General features: G+C 66.7%; 19 protein-coding genes. 1 reads left to right on the top strand and 18 read right to left on the bottom strand.

The window, feature by feature from the left end; genetic code table 11:
- Positions 1-10: 10 nt before the first annotated feature.
- From ACP15W_RS05695 to ACP15W_RS05725, 7 genes are all read right to left on the bottom strand, one after another.
- Positions 11-835, bottom strand: coding sequence for a phage BR0599 family protein (locus tag ACP15W_RS05695; protein WP_424931887.1), 825 nt, complete (start codon positions 833-835; stop codon positions 11-13).
- A 25-nt stretch (positions 836-860) separates the two neighbouring features.
- Positions 861-2036, bottom strand: coding sequence for a hypothetical protein (locus tag ACP15W_RS05700; protein ID WP_424931888.1), 1176 nt, complete (start codon positions 2034-2036; stop codon positions 861-863).
- Entirely contained in the window at positions 2029-4212 is a 2184-nt protein-coding gene (locus ACP15W_RS05705) for a phage tail tape measure protein (RefSeq protein ID WP_424931889.1), read from the bottom strand. The genes ACP15W_RS05700 and ACP15W_RS05705 overlap by 8 nt, the downstream gene beginning before the upstream one ends.
- A gap of 156 nt (positions 4213-4368) precedes the next feature.
- A complete protein-coding gene (locus ACP15W_RS05710; RefSeq protein WP_424931890.1) occupies positions 4369-4857 on the bottom strand; it encodes a heme-degrading domain-containing protein in 489 nt (162 codons plus the stop codon).
- 64 nt (positions 4858-4921) lie between these two features.
- Positions 4922-5164 carry a DUF7697 family protein gene (locus tag ACP15W_RS05715; protein ID WP_424931891.1) on the bottom strand — a complete coding sequence of 81 codons (243 nt, stop codon included), beginning with the start codon at positions 5162-5164 and terminating at the stop codon, positions 4922-4924.
- Positions 5161-5616, bottom strand: a complete 456-nt coding sequence (locus tag ACP15W_RS05720; protein WP_424931892.1) for a hypothetical protein — start codon at positions 5614-5616, stop codon at positions 5161-5163. Before ACP15W_RS05720 ends, ACP15W_RS05715 begins: the two co-directional genes overlap by 4 nt.
- 2 nt (positions 5617-5618) lie before the next feature.
- Complete coding sequence (locus ACP15W_RS05725; protein WP_424931893.1) at positions 5619-6557, bottom strand: phage tail tube protein; 939 nt, start codon at positions 6555-6557, stop codon at positions 5619-5621.
- Between ACP15W_RS05725 and ACP15W_RS05730 the strand changes: the two genes are divergently transcribed.
- Entirely contained in the window at positions 6556-6975 is a 420-nt protein-coding gene (locus tag ACP15W_RS05730) for a hypothetical protein (protein ID WP_424931894.1), read from the top strand. The two genes, ACP15W_RS05725 and ACP15W_RS05730, sit on opposite strands and share 2 nt — an antisense overlap.
- Positions 6976-6988: 13 nt before the next feature.
- On the opposite strand, the gene ACP15W_RS05735 is transcribed toward ACP15W_RS05730, so the two are convergent.
- The 11 genes from ACP15W_RS05735 to ACP15W_RS05785 form a co-directional block, all read right to left on the bottom strand.
- A complete protein-coding gene (locus ACP15W_RS05735) occupies positions 6989-7408 on the bottom strand; it encodes an acyl-CoA transferase (RefSeq protein WP_424931895.1) in 420 nt (139 codons plus the stop codon).
- Positions 7409-7475: 67 nt separating this feature from the next.
- Positions 7476-8294, bottom strand: coding sequence for a hypothetical protein (locus tag ACP15W_RS05740; protein ID WP_424931896.1), 819 nt, complete (start codon positions 8292-8294; stop codon positions 7476-7478).
- Positions 8284-8922, bottom strand: a complete 639-nt coding sequence (locus tag ACP15W_RS05745; RefSeq protein WP_424931897.1) for a DUF6441 family protein — start codon at positions 8920-8922, stop codon at positions 8284-8286. Before ACP15W_RS05745 ends, ACP15W_RS05740 begins: the two co-directional genes overlap by 11 nt.
- Before the next feature lie 6 nt (positions 8923-8928).
- Entirely contained in the window at positions 8929-9240 is a 312-nt protein-coding gene (locus ACP15W_RS05750; RefSeq protein WP_424931898.1) for a head-tail joining protein, read from the bottom strand.
- The gene (locus ACP15W_RS05755; RefSeq protein WP_424931899.1) at positions 9240-10253 is read right to left on the bottom strand and encodes a major capsid protein; all 1014 of its coding nucleotides are present in this window, start codon (positions 10251-10253) and stop codon (positions 9240-9242) included. The genes ACP15W_RS05750 and ACP15W_RS05755 overlap by 1 nt, the downstream gene beginning before the upstream one ends.
- Positions 10254-10355: 102 nt before the next feature.
- Positions 10356-10721: a head decoration protein gene (locus ACP15W_RS05760; RefSeq protein WP_424931900.1), complete on the bottom strand. Its 366-nt coding sequence runs from the start codon at positions 10719-10721 to the stop codon at positions 10356-10358.
- A 4-nt stretch (positions 10722-10725) separates the two neighbouring features.
- Positions 10726-11895: a head maturation protease, ClpP-related gene (locus ACP15W_RS05765; protein ID WP_424931901.1), complete on the bottom strand. Its 1170-nt coding sequence runs from the start codon at positions 11893-11895 to the stop codon at positions 10726-10728.
- A gap of 4 nt (positions 11896-11899) precedes the next feature.
- On the bottom strand, positions 11900-13432 hold the full coding sequence (locus tag ACP15W_RS05770; protein ID WP_424931902.1) for a phage portal protein: 1533 nt from the start codon (positions 13430-13432) through the stop codon (positions 11900-11902).
- A 3-nt stretch (positions 13433-13435) separates the two neighbouring features.
- Positions 13436-13654, bottom strand: a complete 219-nt coding sequence (locus ACP15W_RS05775; RefSeq protein ID WP_424931903.1) for a phage head-tail joining protein — start codon at positions 13652-13654, stop codon at positions 13436-13438.
- Positions 13654-15642, bottom strand: coding sequence for a phage terminase large subunit family protein (locus ACP15W_RS05780; RefSeq protein ID WP_424931904.1), 1989 nt, complete (start codon positions 15640-15642; stop codon positions 13654-13656). Before ACP15W_RS05780 ends, ACP15W_RS05775 begins: the two co-directional genes overlap by 1 nt.
- Positions 15590-16183 (bottom strand): hypothetical protein, encoded by a 594-nt coding sequence (locus tag ACP15W_RS05785; RefSeq protein ID WP_424931905.1) that lies wholly within the window; start codon positions 16181-16183, stop codon positions 15590-15592. The genes ACP15W_RS05780 and ACP15W_RS05785 overlap by 53 nt, the downstream gene beginning before the upstream one ends.
- Positions 16184-16234 lie beyond the last annotated feature (51 nt).

The following is a 16234-nucleotide window of genomic DNA, read 5'->3' on the forward strand; positions in this document are numbered from 1 at the left end:
CGAAGGCGTCTCAGATGATGCTGCTGCCGCCGAAGGGATTGCGGCCGGGGATGGCCGGGAAGCCGCCGAAGTTCGGCAGGTTCGCGAACTTCGCCTGGCAGGTCGCCATGCGCAGGTCACAGCCGGGCGCGATTGCGGCCGCGGCCGGCAATTCGGCTTCGACCAGTTCCGGCATTGGCGCCGAAAGCCGCAGGGTGGCGCCGGCATGCTCCACGATGAAGCCGTGGCTGGCCCCGAACCGCAGCACCCCAGCCCGATACCAGCCGTCCGGCTGGCCGGCCGCTTCGGGCACGGTGAGATCTCGCCCGGCCAACGCAGTGACACTCGCCGTCGTGAGATGCGCTTCGATGTCAAGCCCGCAACCGGACCCGTAGAGCGCGTGGCGGCAGATCCGCTGATACTTGGCCCGGACACCGGTGCGACGCAGGGTCGAGAACACGCTCTCGCAAGTGAGCGTGATCCGCGCGCCCTCGACCTCTGCTCCGATAACACGGCCTTTCCAATGCGCCACCACCTCATCCGGCAGCTGTTCATGGCCGCGGAAGATGGTGAGCGTGGTGATCGCAAGCCCGGGCAAGCCGAGATAGCGCCGGGCGAAGGCATCCGAGAGCGGGAAGCTCACCTCCAACTGCGCCCGCTCGATCTCGGCGCTTTGCACCACGTCGCCATGGCCAATCGCCGAGGCAGTCCAGGGGATCGCGTTGCCTGCGTCGTCCTGCGACACCCAGTCCGCGGCCCGCGACGTGAAGCGCCAGACCTGTGCGCCCTGGCTGAACTGATAGAGGAAGAAGGGGCGACTGTCGGCCACGGAGGCTTCGATCGTATCGAACGTCATGAAGTTCCCTCAGTCTCATCGGTGATCACGCGGGCACCTCGATCACCGGGAAGGTGACCTCGCTCGCCCCCACGCCATGGACGATCTCGAAGCGGTCGGCATCCGAGCGCGACAGAGTCAGGAAATGCACGAGCGTTGTGACCGGAACCGCGGTTCCGAGGCTCGCCGACAGGGTGAGTACATGTTCGAGCCCGTCTTCCGCAGCAGAGACGATGCTGCGGCAGGCGAGGCCGGAGGGCGTCTCGAACATAATCGCCCGACTGGCATAGGCCGCGATGCCTGCCGCCGGTCGGATCCGCATCGCGATGCCACCAGACGTCAGAGGCTCGGTCAGCTGTAGCTCGCGGCCCCAGCTCGGCAGCCAGAAGCTCTGCTGCCGGCCATTGAGGCCGACGAGGAAGTCCCGCAGGTCCCGGCGCGCGGCCGCGTCTTGCGATTTCAGCGTCACCGCCTCGCCGCGGGTGAAGACATCGCGGACGGGCTCGACCACCACCGGGCCGAAGCTGTTGTCGATATACTCGACCGCGCGGGCGAGCGTCGCTGCCAGCGGCTGGCGCAGGATCGACGGCGTGGTCAGCACCGGCCGGCCGAGGAAGGTCTCGCTGGCAAGCGCCGCCACGACCGGCGGATCGTCGGATTGGGTGCCCGCCTGCGGCGCGGCGAGCAGGAAGGTCGCCGTCACTGTCCCGTCGCCCTGCCGGCGGCGCGAGATCTCGACAGGCGTCGTCAGGATGCCGGTGCGCACCGGGGCCACCAGCGCCCGGCTGGGTGCCACGACCGGCTCCGGCAGTTGCAGCACCATCGGTTCCGCGAGCGTGAGCGCGTCGTCCGAAACGGAGGTGATACTCACCAGCGCCGCCGGGCCGCCATCCACGGCGATCGCAGCTTGGCCGCCCGCTCGGAAATCGGAGTGAGTGGTGTTGAAGGCGACAACATCACTTCCCTGCGCGAGCGCCACCGTCGGCTGCGCAGCCAGGTGCCAGAGCGGCACCAGCCAGTCATTGGCAAAGCCCGCGCGGGCCAGTTCTGCCGCCTGGGCCATTTCGAACGCATGGAGCCGGTGCGTGAGCGTGACGATCTCGCGCGGGGCCGTCCGGAGCGCGATGCGCTGCTCGCTGGCCCGGGTCTGTAGCACATCGGTGCGCGCCTCCAGCACCTCGGTGATCCGGCCCGAGGCGGCGAAGGGCCAGAGTTCAGGCATTGAGAACCCCCCGGTTGCGGCGGATCACGTTGACGATTGCCCGTTCGCCGGCCGGGGTGGCGACGTAATCGGCGAAGAGGCTCGGGTCGATCACATTGATGATCCGGGTCGACATTTGCGGCACTGCAGCCCCGTCACCGGCAACCTCGACGCCCAGCCGTCCGCCACGCCCGCGCCGGAGCGGCAGGATCGCCTCGGGGCCAGCTTCGCCGGCGAGACCAATGCCCTTTGCGAAAGGGAAGACCACAGGCCGATCGATCACGCCGCCGCGCGCGAAGGCCGCCAGCTCCCGACCCTGATCGAAGACGCCGCCCTTCGCAAAGCCGAAGAAGCTGGCGAGAAGGCCTGTGAGCCCGTTGCCGCCACCGCCGGTGAAGGCATTGAGGATTGCGGTCTCGATCGGCCTGAAGGCAGCGTCGATCAGCCGGCCGGCGAGGTTCTGGGCGATGCCTGCCACCACGCTGGCGAAGCTCTTCCAGTTGAGCTCGCCCTGCTTCAGCGCCGCCTTCATCGGCCCGAGCGTGTCCTCCGCCAGGCTCTTGCCGGCCTCCTCAAGCCGTTGGCCCGCGGCCTCGGCGGCGTCCTCCGTCTTCCGCAGGGCGTCGGCGGCCATATCAGCGCCGGTCCCGATCGCCTTGCCGGCTGAGCCACCAGCCTTGCCCGCCTTGCTGAGCGCAGTGGAGACGTCATTTGCCACTGCCGTCATCTGTCCGAGGTCGAGCGCCGGTGCACTGACCTGCGCTTCTTCGGAGCCCTTCAGCACTGCGCCCAGTGCCGCGACAGCCTCCCGTGTGCGCGTGGCGCCCTCCAATACCTCACCGGCCACGGCGTGCATTGCATCGGCCTGCGCGCCCAGCCAGTCGGAGAGCGCACCAGTCACGCCTTCGATCGGACTGATTGCCTGCAGCCGGAAGTCGCGCCCCAGTGCTTCCATGACCGTATTGAAGGGCGTCAGCATCCAGTTGCAGAACTCGGCCCATTTCCGGCCGATCCACGCGAAGCCGTCGACAAAGGCCTTCGCGATCGACGCCGCGGCTCCTCCGAGGCTGGCAACGAGCGCCTTGCCGAGCGTGCCGATCTCCGAGAAAGCCGCGCGGCCAACGTTGGCCAGAAGCCCTAGGGCATTGCCGAACCCGCCGGCGCCCTGCACCAGGCGCGTGAACTGATGCACGAGTTCACCGGCCCCAACAATGAGCGCCCCGATCCCGGTTCGCACCAGCGCGCCGCGCAACACGACCAGCGCAGTGGCGAGCCCGCGAACTGACAGTGCCGCGGCGGCCATGCCGGCGACCCAGCGGCCGGCGAGGAAGGTGGCGAAAGTGGCTGCATAGCTGGTCAGGCGTCCGATATTGTCGAAGAGGCCGCGGATCGCTTGCCCAAGTGGTCCTGTGCGGCTCGCGACTGCCGCCATGGCGTCCGCGACGGCTTCCAGCGCGGGCGCCGCGGCGACCGCGAGCTGGTTCGACAGCCCGCGCCAGATCAGCCCGAGCCGGGAGATCGCATCGTTCGTGCGCTCAATCTGGTCGGCGTCCTGCTCCGAGACGACCACGCCGAAGGCGAGCACATCCTCGGTCGCCTGGCGCAGCGTCGCGGTGTCGATCCGGCTCATGGCAATCGAGCCTTCCTCGCCGAAGAGCTGGCCGGCGACGGCCGCGCGCTCGGCCACAGGCACGAAGTCCTCGATGGCGGCGTTGATCGCGCCGACACGTTTATCAAGAGGCAGCGCGAGCAGGTCGGAGGCCGTAAGCCCCAGTCGCTCCAGCGCATCTGCGGCCGGACCACCACCTGCTGCCGCCTGGCTGAGACGGCGCGTCAGATCCTTGGTGGCCTGCTCGATGCCGGACATCGCGACACCGGCCAGTTCGCCGGCGCGCTCCAGCGTCTGGATCGACTCGACCGTGGTGCCAAGCGACTGCGCCAGCTTGGCCTGGGCGTCGACGCTCTGGAGACCAGACCGCACCATCGCCACGCCAGCCGCGGTGGCCGCAGCGACGGCCGCTGCAGAGGCGACTTTCACCCGGCGCGCGAAACCGGCGAGCCGGGCGTTGGCCGCCTCCATCTCTCGGCTGAGCCGACCGAAGCCACGCGATCCGGCTTCGCCCACGCCTTCCAGTTCGGCACGCACCTGTCGCCCGCCGACCGCGGCGAGGCGGACGGACACACGCTTTTCTACCATCGGGAGGTTCCATCCGTTCGTTGAGCTTGGCCCCCGTCACTGCCTCGGTGACGGCCATGCCTCTTGGGGAGAACGCCGATTATGGGTTCAAGCGAATGAGCGACGCAGAGCGCCGCAGCCGGCGAAGGATGCGAGGCCTGAGCCCGAGGCCCGACGTCAGGCGTTTAGCGCAATCCCGGAGATATCCAGGTGGTCCGCCAGAATGGCGGTCGACAGTTCATGGTCCTGCAAGGAGGGCAGACCCGAGATACTGATGGCGGCCACGACGCCGACGTGGCGCACATTGATTGGAAAACCGCCGCCGTGGGTGACGAATTCACTGGGATGCAGGCCACCCTCGGGCCATTGCGTACGGCCTTCGCTCTTCTGCTGGAGCCCGACCCGCATCGAGGACATGTGACAGCGGAGTACGGTGTTGCCCTTCCGTCGCGCCCAGTCCTCGTTCTCGGGTGTCGATCCCGGCAGGGCCGTGAAGAAATACCGCCGCGCAGCAGACCGGATGTCGATGACGACCGGTGCCTCCTGCGCCAGGGCGCGGGTCCGCAGGGCAGATCCGATGGCGAAGGCCGTGTCCTCATCGAACCGATCGAGGATCAGCAGGCTTTCCTGTCGGGCGATGGCGGCGATCAGTTCGGCGTCGGTCATGTCAGCGGCCTCAAGTGAGGAAAGCGGATCCCCCGCCAAGCAGTGGCGCCGAGGCGGAAACCCGTCAAGGCAGATTACAGCTATCGCCGACCTGCATCTGTTCGTTGAGCTTGGCCACCATCACCGCTTCGATCACGGGCAGCAGTTCGGCCGCGGCGGCTGGCGGCACGCCAAGGGCATCTCCGAGTGACAGCGCCGCAGTCAGGTCCCAACCGACGACGGCACCGGGAATGACGCGCAGCTGCCCCCCAAGGCGGCCGACAAGGTCCCAGACCTGCCAGCCTTCATGGGTGAGCGGCCGGTTCAACCGCGCGGGGCAGTCCGGGCAGGCTGGCGCGCTGGCTCCGCAGGGTTCGCAACCCTCGCAGTATCGGTCGCCCCCGCCGAAGGACCAGTCGGCGAGAGCGCGGAGGCGTTTTTTTCCTGTTCCAGAAGCAGGCCCTTCGAGACGTAGGACAGCTGGAAGGCCTCGAAGATCGGCCAGACGTCGAGCAGCGCGTCGATGGCCTGCTCGCTCGGATCGATGGGGTTGCCGTCGGCGTCGCCGATGCCCTCCCATGCGAGCACCGCCCGCCGCGCCAGCGCCTTTGCGAAGGCCACGGCGCGCTCCTCGTCGGAGGCCTCCTCGGGCATGGCCTCGACGGCGGGATCGCTGCGCGTTGCCACCATTAGCGCCGTGGTCAGCGGGCGCAGTTGCACCTGGACGCCGGGAGCCAGGTCATGCGAGCGCGGGGCGTTGGTCAGGTCGAGCGTGAGCATGGTCAATACACCTCGATATCGTTGATCAGGGTTGCGGTGCACATGTGTCCCAGCGCGCTGTCGCGCGCGGCCTGCCAGTCGAACGTCGCCTGAACGCCCTGCGGCCCGGAGATCTCGACCCGTGGGCGCGGCAGGTAGACGGCGTGCACGGTGAAGGTGAAGCTCTCGCCGGACGGCAGGACGTAGGCGAATTCCATCTCACACGCCTCGCCGTTGATCGCCTGGCTGACCAGCGTATCGTCGGCAAAGCGCACCTCGATGGATCCGGTCAGCGCCGCGATGGAGGGGTCCGCGCCGTCGATGCGGCCGTCCGAACGGATGGTTTCGATCCGGTCGAGATTGTTGGCATAGGTGATGACGGCCGAAACCACGTTGCCGAGCGGGGTGCCATTCCGCGAGATCGCGCCATTGAAGTGGCCAAAGCGTTTGAGCTCCAGGTCAGCTGGCGTGCCTGCCAAAGTCGCCGTCCCCACTGTCTCGCCCTGCGCCACCAGCCGCGCGGTGGCAGTCAGAAGACCGGATCGCTGCATCTGCCAGGTCAGCTGGTCGAGCACGCAGCCGGAATACATGGCGTAGCGCGGCACTTCGGGCATGCCGGTCTCGATGGAGAGGCTGGGCAGCGTCCAGGATCCCGACTGGAACGCGTGCGTCCAGGGGCCGGTGCCGGTGGTGACAGGTTGGCCGAACGCCGCCTTCAGCCAGAAGCCGAAGGCCTCCGCGTCGAGTGGCACGACGACATCGCCATCGGCCGTCACCGCGTCCTTGATCGGCGCCAGCGGATCGCGGCCGTAGCCCAGCAATTCGGAGTTCAAGAGTGGCTGCTCGGCGCCGAGCGTCGTGCTGGCGAAGGGCATGCGGATGAAGCCGCCTGCGGGCGGCGTTCCATAGGTCGTCTCGAACGCAAGCGCCATCTGCGCCCGCGCCCCCTGGGCTCGTGCCATGTCGATTTCCTATTCTGAAAGGATGAAGCGGAAGCGTGTGGCGGTGTGGAAGTCATTGATCCGTAGGCAGGCGCTTCTTACCTCCCCTCGGACGTGTCCTTTTGGAACCATGATGGCAGATCAACACTTGCGGCTGCATCGCCAGCTCAGGGCAATCGCGCGCGACATTCCTGCATCGCGCCGGATTATCAATCCACTTATCCACGGGCGCCTGCGGAAGGCACGTCTGCCGATAGCCTGCGTGCTGATCTTCGGTGGCCTGCTTGCCGTCCTGCCTGTCTTCGGTCTCTGGATGTTGCCGATTGGCCTGCTGCTTCTCGCCCTTGATGTCCCGCGCTTGAGGCCGATCGTTTCAGCTACTCTCATTCGAACGAGAAGGCGGATCACCGTTTGGCGACATCGCGGCACGCGAAACTGAACCTCCGACCGCGTCAGGCTAGTGGATCGGTCGTCGTGTAGTGCAGGACAACGGCAATCACCGCCGCCTTCAGGCTCGCCCCGCCCTCGACGGGCAGATCGACCGGGCGCGGGGCTTCGGCCTCGACCCAGTCGCAGAGTCTGCCGAGCGTGCGGTCGCCAGCAAGTGCCGTGCCGATGCTCGCGGTCAGCGTGTCGAAGGAGGCCTCACGATCGGCGCCCTGCGCGACTGCCTCGATCTCGGCCCGGTGCTGGTAGTGATAGGCGAGCGGCGACAGCGTCACCTCCGGCTCCCCCGGCTCACCGTCGCGCAGGATCAACAGGCCATCGGCCGGCACGCGCTCGGGCAGCACTTCGCCGCGGAGCGCGGTGGCGGCAAGCGCCGAAAGCCGCGCATGCAGTGCGGCGAGGATGGTTTCGCGAAGGGTGGGCATTGTCTTTATTGAGAAGAGGCAGAAAATACACAATCCATTCGAAGCTACTTAACCGCGCTCTCACTTTTCATGTCTGAAGCCCTTCAATGATCTCGATAAGCTCGGGTATATTACTAGGCTTTTTACGAATAATTTCTTCAAACAAGCTTTCTTTTTTAGAAACTATCGATGAGTCGGCCTCCTGAAGCGATGAGTATGCGAGACGTTTCATTTCTTGGTTGCTATCTGGATCTTTCGAAGCGCCAACTAGCGATGCGCGCATGGCGGAGTTTCCAACTAGAATGGCGCAATGCTTCTCGATGTCCGTGGAGGAATAGAAATTAAGGATCTTGCTCATCAAGGCCTGAAAACCAACGATGTTCTCAGGCAGATCTAACGAGTCATGATGAGTGATCTCTCGAATGTCCCGAAGTATTTCTGGAGCAGCTTGTCTCGCTTCTTCGAATATTGAGTCAGCCGCAAATTCATACCTTCCAAGTTGCCATCCGAGAGAAAGACCGGACCGCAGCTTCTCTCTCGAAATCGATGAAAGAGACCGTGATTTCTCGTTAACATCACTCTTTGGCCAGAACGGAATGTAACACAAGACGCATGCTAGAAAGAATACTGGCCCAATCACGTACAAATTTAATCCAAGGTGAGACAGGTTTGGAAACTTGAAAGCACCAAAATCTGCTCCTGCCAGATATGGTGAGGCCAGAGCAAATAATGAAATTACGAACAGAACGTGACGCGATGGCTCCGGCAGTCCCAGTTTATCGAAAATACTGTTCTTCTGGGACATCATTGCAATCTCGACATAGCTTTGCCAAGCGTAAGTGTAAGCCGGCACCGAAGCCATGTCATCCCAAAAGACCAAGCCGAGTGGTGTCACATCAATGCCCACCAAAGCGCCCCTCCACCCACTTCGCCACGATCAACGCCGGCACACTGCCGAGCGCCTGCTCGGCATCCCGGTCCAGATCCAGCCGCTTCGGCAGCTCGACCTGCGGGACCAGCAGGAAGATCGGCACCGTGGATCGGCCGCGACCGGTCTTCGACCGTGATGCTACCCCAAGGCCACGAGCGTTCAGCCGACCCTCGGCCACCAGCAGGCTCGGACCCCGGCGGCGGTAGACGAAGCGCAGGCACAGGCCGCGGCGGCGCTCCCATTCGCCCGGCGTGATCCTGCCGCCGCGGAGGCCGCGGCCGGCGGCCTCGGTCGGGATTGCGAGCCAGAACCCGTCCTTCGAACGTATCAGCGGCCCGGTGTCGTGGGCGCCGACGATGACCGGCGCTTTCGACCAGACCAGCGCGGCGGCGCTCAGGCTCTCGCCGGCCTTCGGATAGGTCTGACTGCGGATCGAGTTCGCGAGTCGTCGCCCGAGCCCGGCGCCTGTAATCTGGCCGCGCCAGGCGGTCTTCAGCCCGGTCCCGGCTTCGCGCATGGCTGCCGTGACGGCCCTCTCGCCTGCCTTCACCTCGGCAGCCATGGCAGCGACGAGGTCCGGGGTGATGTCGAGCTTTAGTTTCATCGCGGGTCAGGCCGGCCTCAGGTCCACGGTCCAGACGAGCCGCTCGCGGTCGCGGATGGGCTCGCCCTGGATGAGGAAGGCCTCGCCGTCGATCTCGATGCTGTCGCCGGGACGCGGGTTGGGGACATCGGTCACGCGCAGGTCGATCCGCGTGGTCTCCGACCAGAGCCGTGCGTCGCCGAACTCGGTGATCGCATCGGCTCTGCGGGGGATGATGCTGACAGGGAACGGGTCCCCATTCGCCGGCGCGTAGGTCGCTTCACGGCCAAGGTTCGGATCCGCGAAGAGCGCATCGACCGCGGCTGCGAAGGCGGTCATCACGTCCGCCTTGCACTCCGGAGCACCTGCGGCCTTGTGCAGATCGGCAGCGGGTTGCTCTCGATCTCGAGCCGCACCCATTCATCACGATCCCGGTCCGGGATGGTGCGGGCATAGAGCGGCAGACCGAGGGTGTTGACCGTCTCGAACGTGTCGGCCGGGGCATGGTAGATCTCGAACAGCCCCTCGATGCCTTCGGGGTAGAAGAACGCCTTGTCGGTCGGCACACCGAAGCCTGCGCCGCCCCTGTAGCGGCGGAAGGTGATGCCACCGAAGCTGACCTCATCGGCGATCCGGCCCCGGAGATCCGCCGCCGCGGCGGTGTTGAGATAGGTCTCGCGCACCTCCTTGTGGGCGACAAGATCAGCGAAGAAGCCCGAGCCGCATTCGCCGCGGACCTGTATGGCCCCGGCCGCCAGCCCGCCCATGGATCCCTCGACGTCCTCGATCAGCGCCTGGCAGCGCTTGCGGAGTGCGCCGGATGCGGGGCTCGCATTGTCGAGGTCGAAGTCGATCTCGGCGGCGGGCGTGATGCCGAATTCGGTGAAGTAGTCGATGATCGTGGCATCGTCCTTCGGGTCCAACACGCGCCCCTGGATGCCGTTCAGGAGGTGATACTCGAAGGTCGCCTCGGCATCCTGCCGCAGACGCCCCAGCTTCCTCGCCACCTCCGCCTGCACCTGTTGCGTGGCGCTTTCCTGGCCGAAGTCGCGGATACCCTGGATTTCGGAAGCCCAGAGCACGTCCTGCTTCTTGAACTGGCGGCAGACGAAGGCGCGCATCTCCCGGCGCTCGGGCGTCTGCTGCTCATAGGCAGAACCACGCTCGGAGAACGGGATCAGCGACAGGGTGCCGTTTCGGCTCTCGATCACCACGGTGCGGGACCGTACCCCGCGGGGACTGAACAGGCTGGAGCCCGAGAGCAGCGCAGGCTTGTAGGGGATGTTCTCGAGCGCGCGGGTGAGCTCGATGATGCTGAAGGCATCGCCTTCGAAGATGTCCATGGTCGTCATGGGATGCCTCCGGTTCAGGGAGCGAATGGTTGAGTTGGGAGCGCGTCCAGCAAAAGTGGATGCCGGTTTTGCGTCCGGACGCGCGACAAGAAGAAAAACTCTTCAGCGCACGCGGATGCCGACGTCGAGGAGGGCGGCATGGGCCGCGGTGATCTCGGCCTCGCTGGGCGTGCCGCCAAAGACCAGATCGTGGCGGTTGACGATGGCGGGCCCGCGGACCAGCGCGACGGCGGGAACCTCGCCAGCGCTCGCATCCGCCTTGCCCCAGAGCACGGCGACGGCGGTCTCTGTGCCGTCGGTGGCGTCCGGATCGTGGGCGGCGTAGTTGCCGGAGGCGGTGATCTTGCCCAGCACCGTGCCGGGCTCCAGCGTGCCGCTCGCAATGGTGATGGTCTCACGGGTGTAGTCGCGGAAGGCCTCCCAGACGAGGAAGCCGCCGGGATGCGGGCCTTCGACCAGCGTGGTCATGGGTTTATCCTTTCAGGCGGAAGGTACGGGCGACGATCTCGCCCCAGGGGCGCGCGGCCGAGGACCGGCCGGGCTGCGGGTGATGGGCGGCGATCTCCGGCTCGGCCTCGGCCTTGGCAGCCAGAAGGGCTGTCCGCACCTCGTCTAGGCTCGCCTCCTGTTCGAGAAACCGGCCCGCCATCTGCGGTTGGCCGGCAAGCCTGCAGAGATCGACAACGGCGCGGGCATGTCCGATGGCTTCCGCGCGGATCGCGAGAGGATCGGGTGGCGGACGGCCGGAATCTGCGAGGCGCGCGCCGGGTCCGGTGTCAGGCAGCGGATGGCCGGCGTCCGCTTCCCCCGCGTCGGCCACCTCGGAGGGCATGTTGACAGCCGCGACATGCCCCTCGAGCGTAGCGGCGTCGGTGTCCGCCGCGACGGCGGTGCTGCCACGGTCAACACTGTTGTCCGCGGCTTCTTCGCCCGCACCAGCCACCTCTGCATCGATGTCGTGGGCCCTGCTGTCGTCGGCATTTTCGGTCGGCCCGACCTCCGTCTCGTTCGGTGGACTCGCACCGTCCCACGGTGGCGACGGTTCCGACGCACCATCCATAAGTTCCGTCGGCGCATTGCGGAAGCGGTGGATGTCGAAGTGGGCGGCGATGCGCACCGGTTCGACCAGACGGTCGGCGAAGCCCTGCGCCAGCGCGTCCCCAGCATCGAACCAGGTCTCCTTCGCCATCAGCGCGGCGATCTCTTCTGCGGGGCGTCCCGATTTCGCGGCATAGCCCTGCACCAGGCTGCCCTTCACCTTGTCGAGCGCCTCGGCCATCGATCGCATGTCGTCCGCCGTTCCCATCACCAGTCCCGAAGGATCATGGATCATCAGGAAGGCGTTCTCGGGCATGACGATCTCGTCGCCCGCCATGGCGATGTAGGAGGCGGCAGAAGCGGCGATGCCGTCGATCCAGACGGTGATCGTGCCTTCGTGGCGGATCAGCGCGTTATGGATCGCCACCGCATCGAACACCGAGCCGCCGGGACTGTTGAGCCGCAGATCGATCGGGGTGCCGTCAGGCAGGGCACCGAGCTCCGACAGGAACCCCTTCGCCGAGACCCCATAGGCGCCGATCTCGTCATAGATCGCCACTTCCGCACCAGTGCTCTTGGCGCGGACCCTATACCAGCTGTTCATGTCCTTACTCCTGATCGGCGGCGGGATCGGTCGCCGCGGCAGCCTCGCCGCCATCCTTGCCGTTGCCGGGGTCCGGCCGTCCTGCCGGTGTCGCCCGCGCCCCCTGCGTTTCCCCGGCGCTGGTGCGGTAGCGCAGGCCAAGGTCTGCGGCGCGTTTGGCATCTGCGGCGTTCTCGCGGTCCACTTCCTCGATGTCGTAGCCGGTGGCCTCGACCACCTTGCGCCGCGAAGTGATGCCGGCTTCCATCGCCAGCACCTGCGCCTGGATGTCCTTCAGCGGGTCGACCCAGTCCCAGCGCGGCGGGATCCATTGCACCGGACGTGCGAGTGCCGGATCTTCGAGATCGAGTGCGCCCGAGAGCACCGCCGTCTCCAGCCAGCGGGCCCAGACCGCGCGGCAGAGCTGGGGAACGATCACGCCATGCTGCAGCTGGCCGATGCGCCGGCGGAACTCGACCAACTCGGCGCGCAAGCTCGAGTAGTTCGCCTGTCGGACATCGCCGGTCACGAGATGATAAGGCAGCCCGAGCGACGCCGAGACCGCCAGAAGCGTGCGATACTGGAACGCCTCGTAGCCACCGCCGACATCCGCCGGCGAGGAGAACCGCACGTCCTCACCCGGCAACAGCACCTGCAGCGTGCCGGGCTCGAGGCTCGCGATGGCGGTGCCGTCCTCACCTGCCTCGATGTCGCCCATCAGCGGCTCTTCGGGGGCGGTCTTGGTGATGAAGCCCGCAAACATCGCCGCGGTCTTCTTCCGGTCAAGCTCGGCATCATCATACTGGTCGAGCAGGAACAACCGCACCATGGCGGGCGCGATATGCGGCAACCCGCGGATCTGGCCGGCATCAATAGGGCGGTAGATGTGCAACACGTCCGCCGCAGGCACACGCACCGTCTCCGGGATGACCTCGCCGATGACCCGGCCGCCCTGATCGGTGCTGTCACCCGGATGGCGGCGGCGGAAGTGGTAGGCCACTCGCCGACCTATGCGGTCGAACTCGATCCCGCAGCGGATGCGGTTGCCGTTGGCAGCCGTTTCGGTCTTCTCGAAGGGCAGCATCTCCGACTGGAGAAGCTGCAGCTGCATCGGCACCAGCAGCCCGTCCTCGGGCCGCCGGGGCCGCAGCCGGACGAAGCACTCACCCGCGACGAACATCTCGCGCGCCACCATGGCCTGCAGACCGTAGAAGTCGGTCAGGCCGTCGGCATCCGCCTCGTCGGTCCAGGCGAGCCAGAGCCGCTGCACCCGGTCGCGTGAGACCGCATCCCCGATCAGCGACGAGGGCTTGATCCCATCGCCCACCAGATTGGCGGCGAAGGCCTCGCAGGCATTGGCGGCATAGCCGTTCGTCACCACGAGCTCGCGCGAGCGCGCCAGCAGCCGGGGTCCTCCCGAGGCGACCAGCGCATTGATGTTCTCGAGCGGCGGGTTCCAGCCCCTGAGCCGGCGTTTCGCCATAGCCCCTTCGAGCCGGGCGCTCATAGTGGCAGGACCGCCGGTGGGGCGGCGGCGAAAGCTGTCGAACAGACCCATCGATCAGAGGCCCTTGGTGGTGGTCACACGCAGGTGGCGAACGATCCTTCGCCCCTCGGCCGCGGCAATCTCGCGGTCTAGCGCCTCGATGGCGCGGTCGATCTCGGCGACACTGCGATAGTCCACGGTCTTGCCGTCGTAGCTCACGCGGGCGACTCCGGTGGACCGGGCGGCAGTGAGCGCCTCGCGGCGCGCCTTTAGCTCCGTGATCGCCGTCATCATCACCCCATGTAATTCGAGCGCACGGTCCGCCGCCGCGGGGCAGGACGCGCGACTGGTGTTGGCGTCGTCAACATCATACCGCTCTCGTCCACCGGCATGGCCAACTGCCGCTCCAGCTCCTGCCATTGCGCGTCGGGCCAGCGATCCGCGCCGCAGATCCAGGCGGCGGCGCGTGCATAGACCCTTGCGTCCAGCGCCTCGTTGCGTTCCCGGAGCTTCTGCCATTCGAGCTTCGAGAAGCCGCGCTTCGTCTTGACTGTCACCAGCTGCTCGGCGGTGAGCTGCTTCAGCCATTCGCCATCGGCCCAGTTCGGCAGATGCACCGTTCCGGGCGGAGCCGACGCACCGGCAGCGATCTCAGCCTCGGTGGGGCGCTCCTGCCGCAGGAAGCGATAGGTCTCGGCCTTGAAAGTCGAGGTGGCCACCGTCCAGAGCCGCGCGCCGCGCCGGAGCCGCTTGCCGCCGACTGTCGCATCGACATAGGTCGGCCCGGTGACTGGGCTGGTGCGGTTGAAGCCCTCCACACCCTTCACCGGGGCCACCTGCGCGAAGCCTGCCGTCCGCGCCCAGCCATAGACGGCCGAGGTCTCGTAGCCGGTGTCGATGGCAAGACGGGCCAACGTCATCGGCTGGCCGGAGGCATGCACCCAGGTCCGGCCGAGCAGATCAGAGAGCGCCCGCCAGCACGCGGGATCGCTCGGCCCGCCCTCGAGCACAAGGTGGTCGACGAGCCAGCTTTCCAGACCGCGGCCCCAGGCCCAGACATCAACCTCGATCCGGTCCTTCTGCACATCCGCCCCTGCGGTCAGGAACAACCCGCGCTCGGGCACCTTGCCGGCAGGCCAGTCTTCCCTGAGACCCGCCAGCCGCTGCCAGTCCGGTGCCTCGCCGCTCTCCATCCAGCTCTCGCCGAGAATGGTGTTGCGGAAGGCCCGCATCGCCTCGTCGCTGCCTCGTGCTGCTTCATGTGCCCGAGCGATCCGAGCCCAGCTGAGCCAGCCCACCGGGGAGTAGAGCGCCGAGAGGTGGTAACCGACCGTCGTGGGATCGGTAGCCGTTGCCGTCGCCCGCCATTCGCCTCGCTCGAGCATCGCCGTCTTGTGGTGCTCGGCGATGGACGCCTCACAACTCTTGCAGGCATACGCTGCTGTCTCCGGCCTGCCCTTCTCCCAGCGCAGCCGCTCGAACTTCAGCCATTGCATCGCCTCGCAATGCGGGCAGGGCACGAAGTAGCGCCGCTGGTCACTCGCCTCGAACTCACGCTCGACGCGGGAGAGGCCGCGGATCGTCGGCGTCGAGACCAGGAACACTTTGCGCCGGTGGGCGAAGGTGAGCGACCGGGCCTCGGCCAGCGTCACCGGATCGCCTTCCTCATCGGCGGAGGCCGGATAGGCATCGACCTCGTCGAGGAAGATGTAGCGCGCCGGGGTCGAGCGCAGGCCCACGGCCGAATTCGCGCCCGTCAAGATTAGGATACCGCCGGCGAATTCCTTCGACAGCATCGTGTTGCCGGCATCGCGCGACCGGGCGGGCTTCACCCGTTCTCGGAGCTCGGGGCTTTCCTCGATCAGCGGATCGATCCGCTGGCGCGAGTTGCGTTTCGCCAGTTCGACCGTCGGCTGGACCGCCAGCATCGGCCCGGGCGCCTGGTGCATGACGAAACCGATGAAGCAATTGCCTGCTTCCGTCGCACCCACCTGAGCCGCCTTCATGAACACCACCCGCTGCACCGGGCTCGCCGGCGACAGCGCGTCCATGATCTCGCGCATGTAGGGCGTGCGCGCCGTGCGGTACCGCCCCGGCTCGGCGGAGGCGCGCGAGGACAGCCAGCGATGCCGGTCCGCCCATTGCGAGACGGTGAGGTCCGGATCGGGGCGGATCCCGCGCGACCAGGCTCGGAGCAGAGCTGTGGCGCCGTCGAACGCGAAACCATCATCAGGCAAGCCCGGTCCGGATCTCCGCGAGGCTGTCGAGTTGGGCGCGGACATGGGCCTCCAGAACCTTCTGCATCAGCGCCGCCTCTACCTCGCTTCCGTCCCCCAGTGCTGCCGTCAACTCCGAGGCCATCAGCGCCGCGACCCGCGCCGGCCAGGTCACCCAAGCGTCGCGCTCGTCGCGCGCCAGGCGGAACATCAGCGTCTCGGCGCGGGCCCGATCAACCAGTTCGCCCTTCAGCTTCTGGAGCCGGATGCGCCGTTCCTGCGCCTTCAAGACCTCGTTGGCGGTCTTGGCCTGCAGAAAGGTCGTGCCGCCACCGACGGAAGGTGCGGTCAATCCCTGCTCACGGAGTGTATCGCCCACGGCGGTCACGGCCGCCTCGGGCACTGGCTTCAGTTTCGTCTTCGGGCTGTGCGCTTTCGCTCGGCTCTTCGATGGATCGGTCGTCTCGCCACGGCGCGCATCGCTCGCATCCGCATCGATCGAGCCATCCGCGTGCAGCACCAGCCGGCCAGCAGCCTTCGCCTTCTGGATCGCGCCGCGCGAGAGACCGATGCGCTCGGCATACTGGCGCTCGCTCATGCCATGCATCGATGGCTCCGATTATCATTAAGAAACAGCATCTTATTGAGTTGGTAAGCT

It is taken from the genome of Amaricoccus macauensis, assembly GCF_049800915.1.
In the GTDB taxonomy this organism is placed as follows: Bacteria; Pseudomonadota; Alphaproteobacteria; order Rhodobacterales; family Rhodobacteraceae; genus Amaricoccus; species Amaricoccus macauensis_A.

Excerpts from the sequence above, each read along its gene's own strand:
- ACP15W_RS05695 (WP_424931887.1), bottom strand. The coding sequence starts at position 835 with ATGACGTTCGATACGATCGAAGCCTCCGTGGCCGACAGTCGCCCCTTC.
- ACP15W_RS05700 (WP_424931888.1), bottom strand. The coding sequence starts at position 2,036 with ATGCCTGAACTCTGGCCCTTCGCCGCCTCGGGCCGGATCACCGAGGTG.
- ACP15W_RS05705 (WP_424931889.1), bottom strand. The coding sequence starts at position 4,212 with ATGGTAGAAAAGCGTGTGTCCGTCCGCCTCGCCGCGGTCGGCGGGCGA.
- ACP15W_RS05710 (WP_424931890.1), bottom strand. The coding sequence starts at position 4,857 with ATGACCGACGCCGAACTGATCGCCGCCATCGCCCGACAGGAAAGCCTG.
- ACP15W_RS05720 (WP_424931892.1), bottom strand. The coding sequence starts at position 5,616 with ATGCTCACGCTCGACCTGACCAACGCCCCGCGCTCGCATGACCTGGCT.
- ACP15W_RS05730 (WP_424931894.1), top strand. The coding sequence starts at position 6,556 with ATGTCGATTTCCTATTCTGAAAGGATGAAGCGGAAGCGTGTGGCGGTG.
- ACP15W_RS05725 (WP_424931893.1), bottom strand. The coding sequence starts at position 6,557 with ATGGCACGAGCCCAGGGGGCGCGGGCGCAGATGGCGCTTGCGTTCGAG.
- ACP15W_RS05735 (WP_424931895.1), bottom strand. The coding sequence starts at position 7,408 with ATGCCCACCCTTCGCGAAACCATCCTCGCCGCACTGCATGCGCGGCTT.
- ACP15W_RS05745 (WP_424931897.1), bottom strand. The coding sequence starts at position 8,922 with ATGAAACTAAAGCTCGACATCACCCCGGACCTCGTCGCTGCCATGGCT.
- ACP15W_RS05750 (WP_424931898.1), bottom strand. The coding sequence starts at position 9,240 with ATGACCGCCTTCGCAGCCGCGGTCGATGCGCTCTTCGCGGATCCGAAC.
- ACP15W_RS05755 (WP_424931899.1), bottom strand. The coding sequence starts at position 10,253 with ATGACGACCATGGACATCTTCGAAGGCGATGCCTTCAGCATCATCGAG.
- ACP15W_RS05760 (WP_424931900.1), bottom strand. The coding sequence starts at position 10,721 with ATGACCACGCTGGTCGAAGGCCCGCATCCCGGCGGCTTCCTCGTCTGG.
- ACP15W_RS05765 (WP_424931901.1), bottom strand. The coding sequence starts at position 11,895 with ATGAACAGCTGGTATAGGGTCCGCGCCAAGAGCACTGGTGCGGAAGTG.
- ACP15W_RS05770 (WP_424931902.1), bottom strand. The coding sequence starts at position 13,432 with ATGGGTCTGTTCGACAGCTTTCGCCGCCGCCCCACCGGCGGTCCTGCC.
- ACP15W_RS05775 (WP_424931903.1), bottom strand. The coding sequence starts at position 13,654 with ATGATGACGGCGATCACGGAGCTAAAGGCGCGCCGCGAGGCGCTCACT.
- ACP15W_RS05780 (WP_424931904.1), bottom strand. The coding sequence starts at position 15,642 with ATGTCCGCGCCCAACTCGACAGCCTCGCGGAGATCCGGACCGGGCTTG.
- ACP15W_RS05785 (WP_424931905.1), bottom strand. The coding sequence starts at position 16,183 with ATGCATGGCATGAGCGAGCGCCAGTATGCCGAGCGCATCGGTCTCTCG.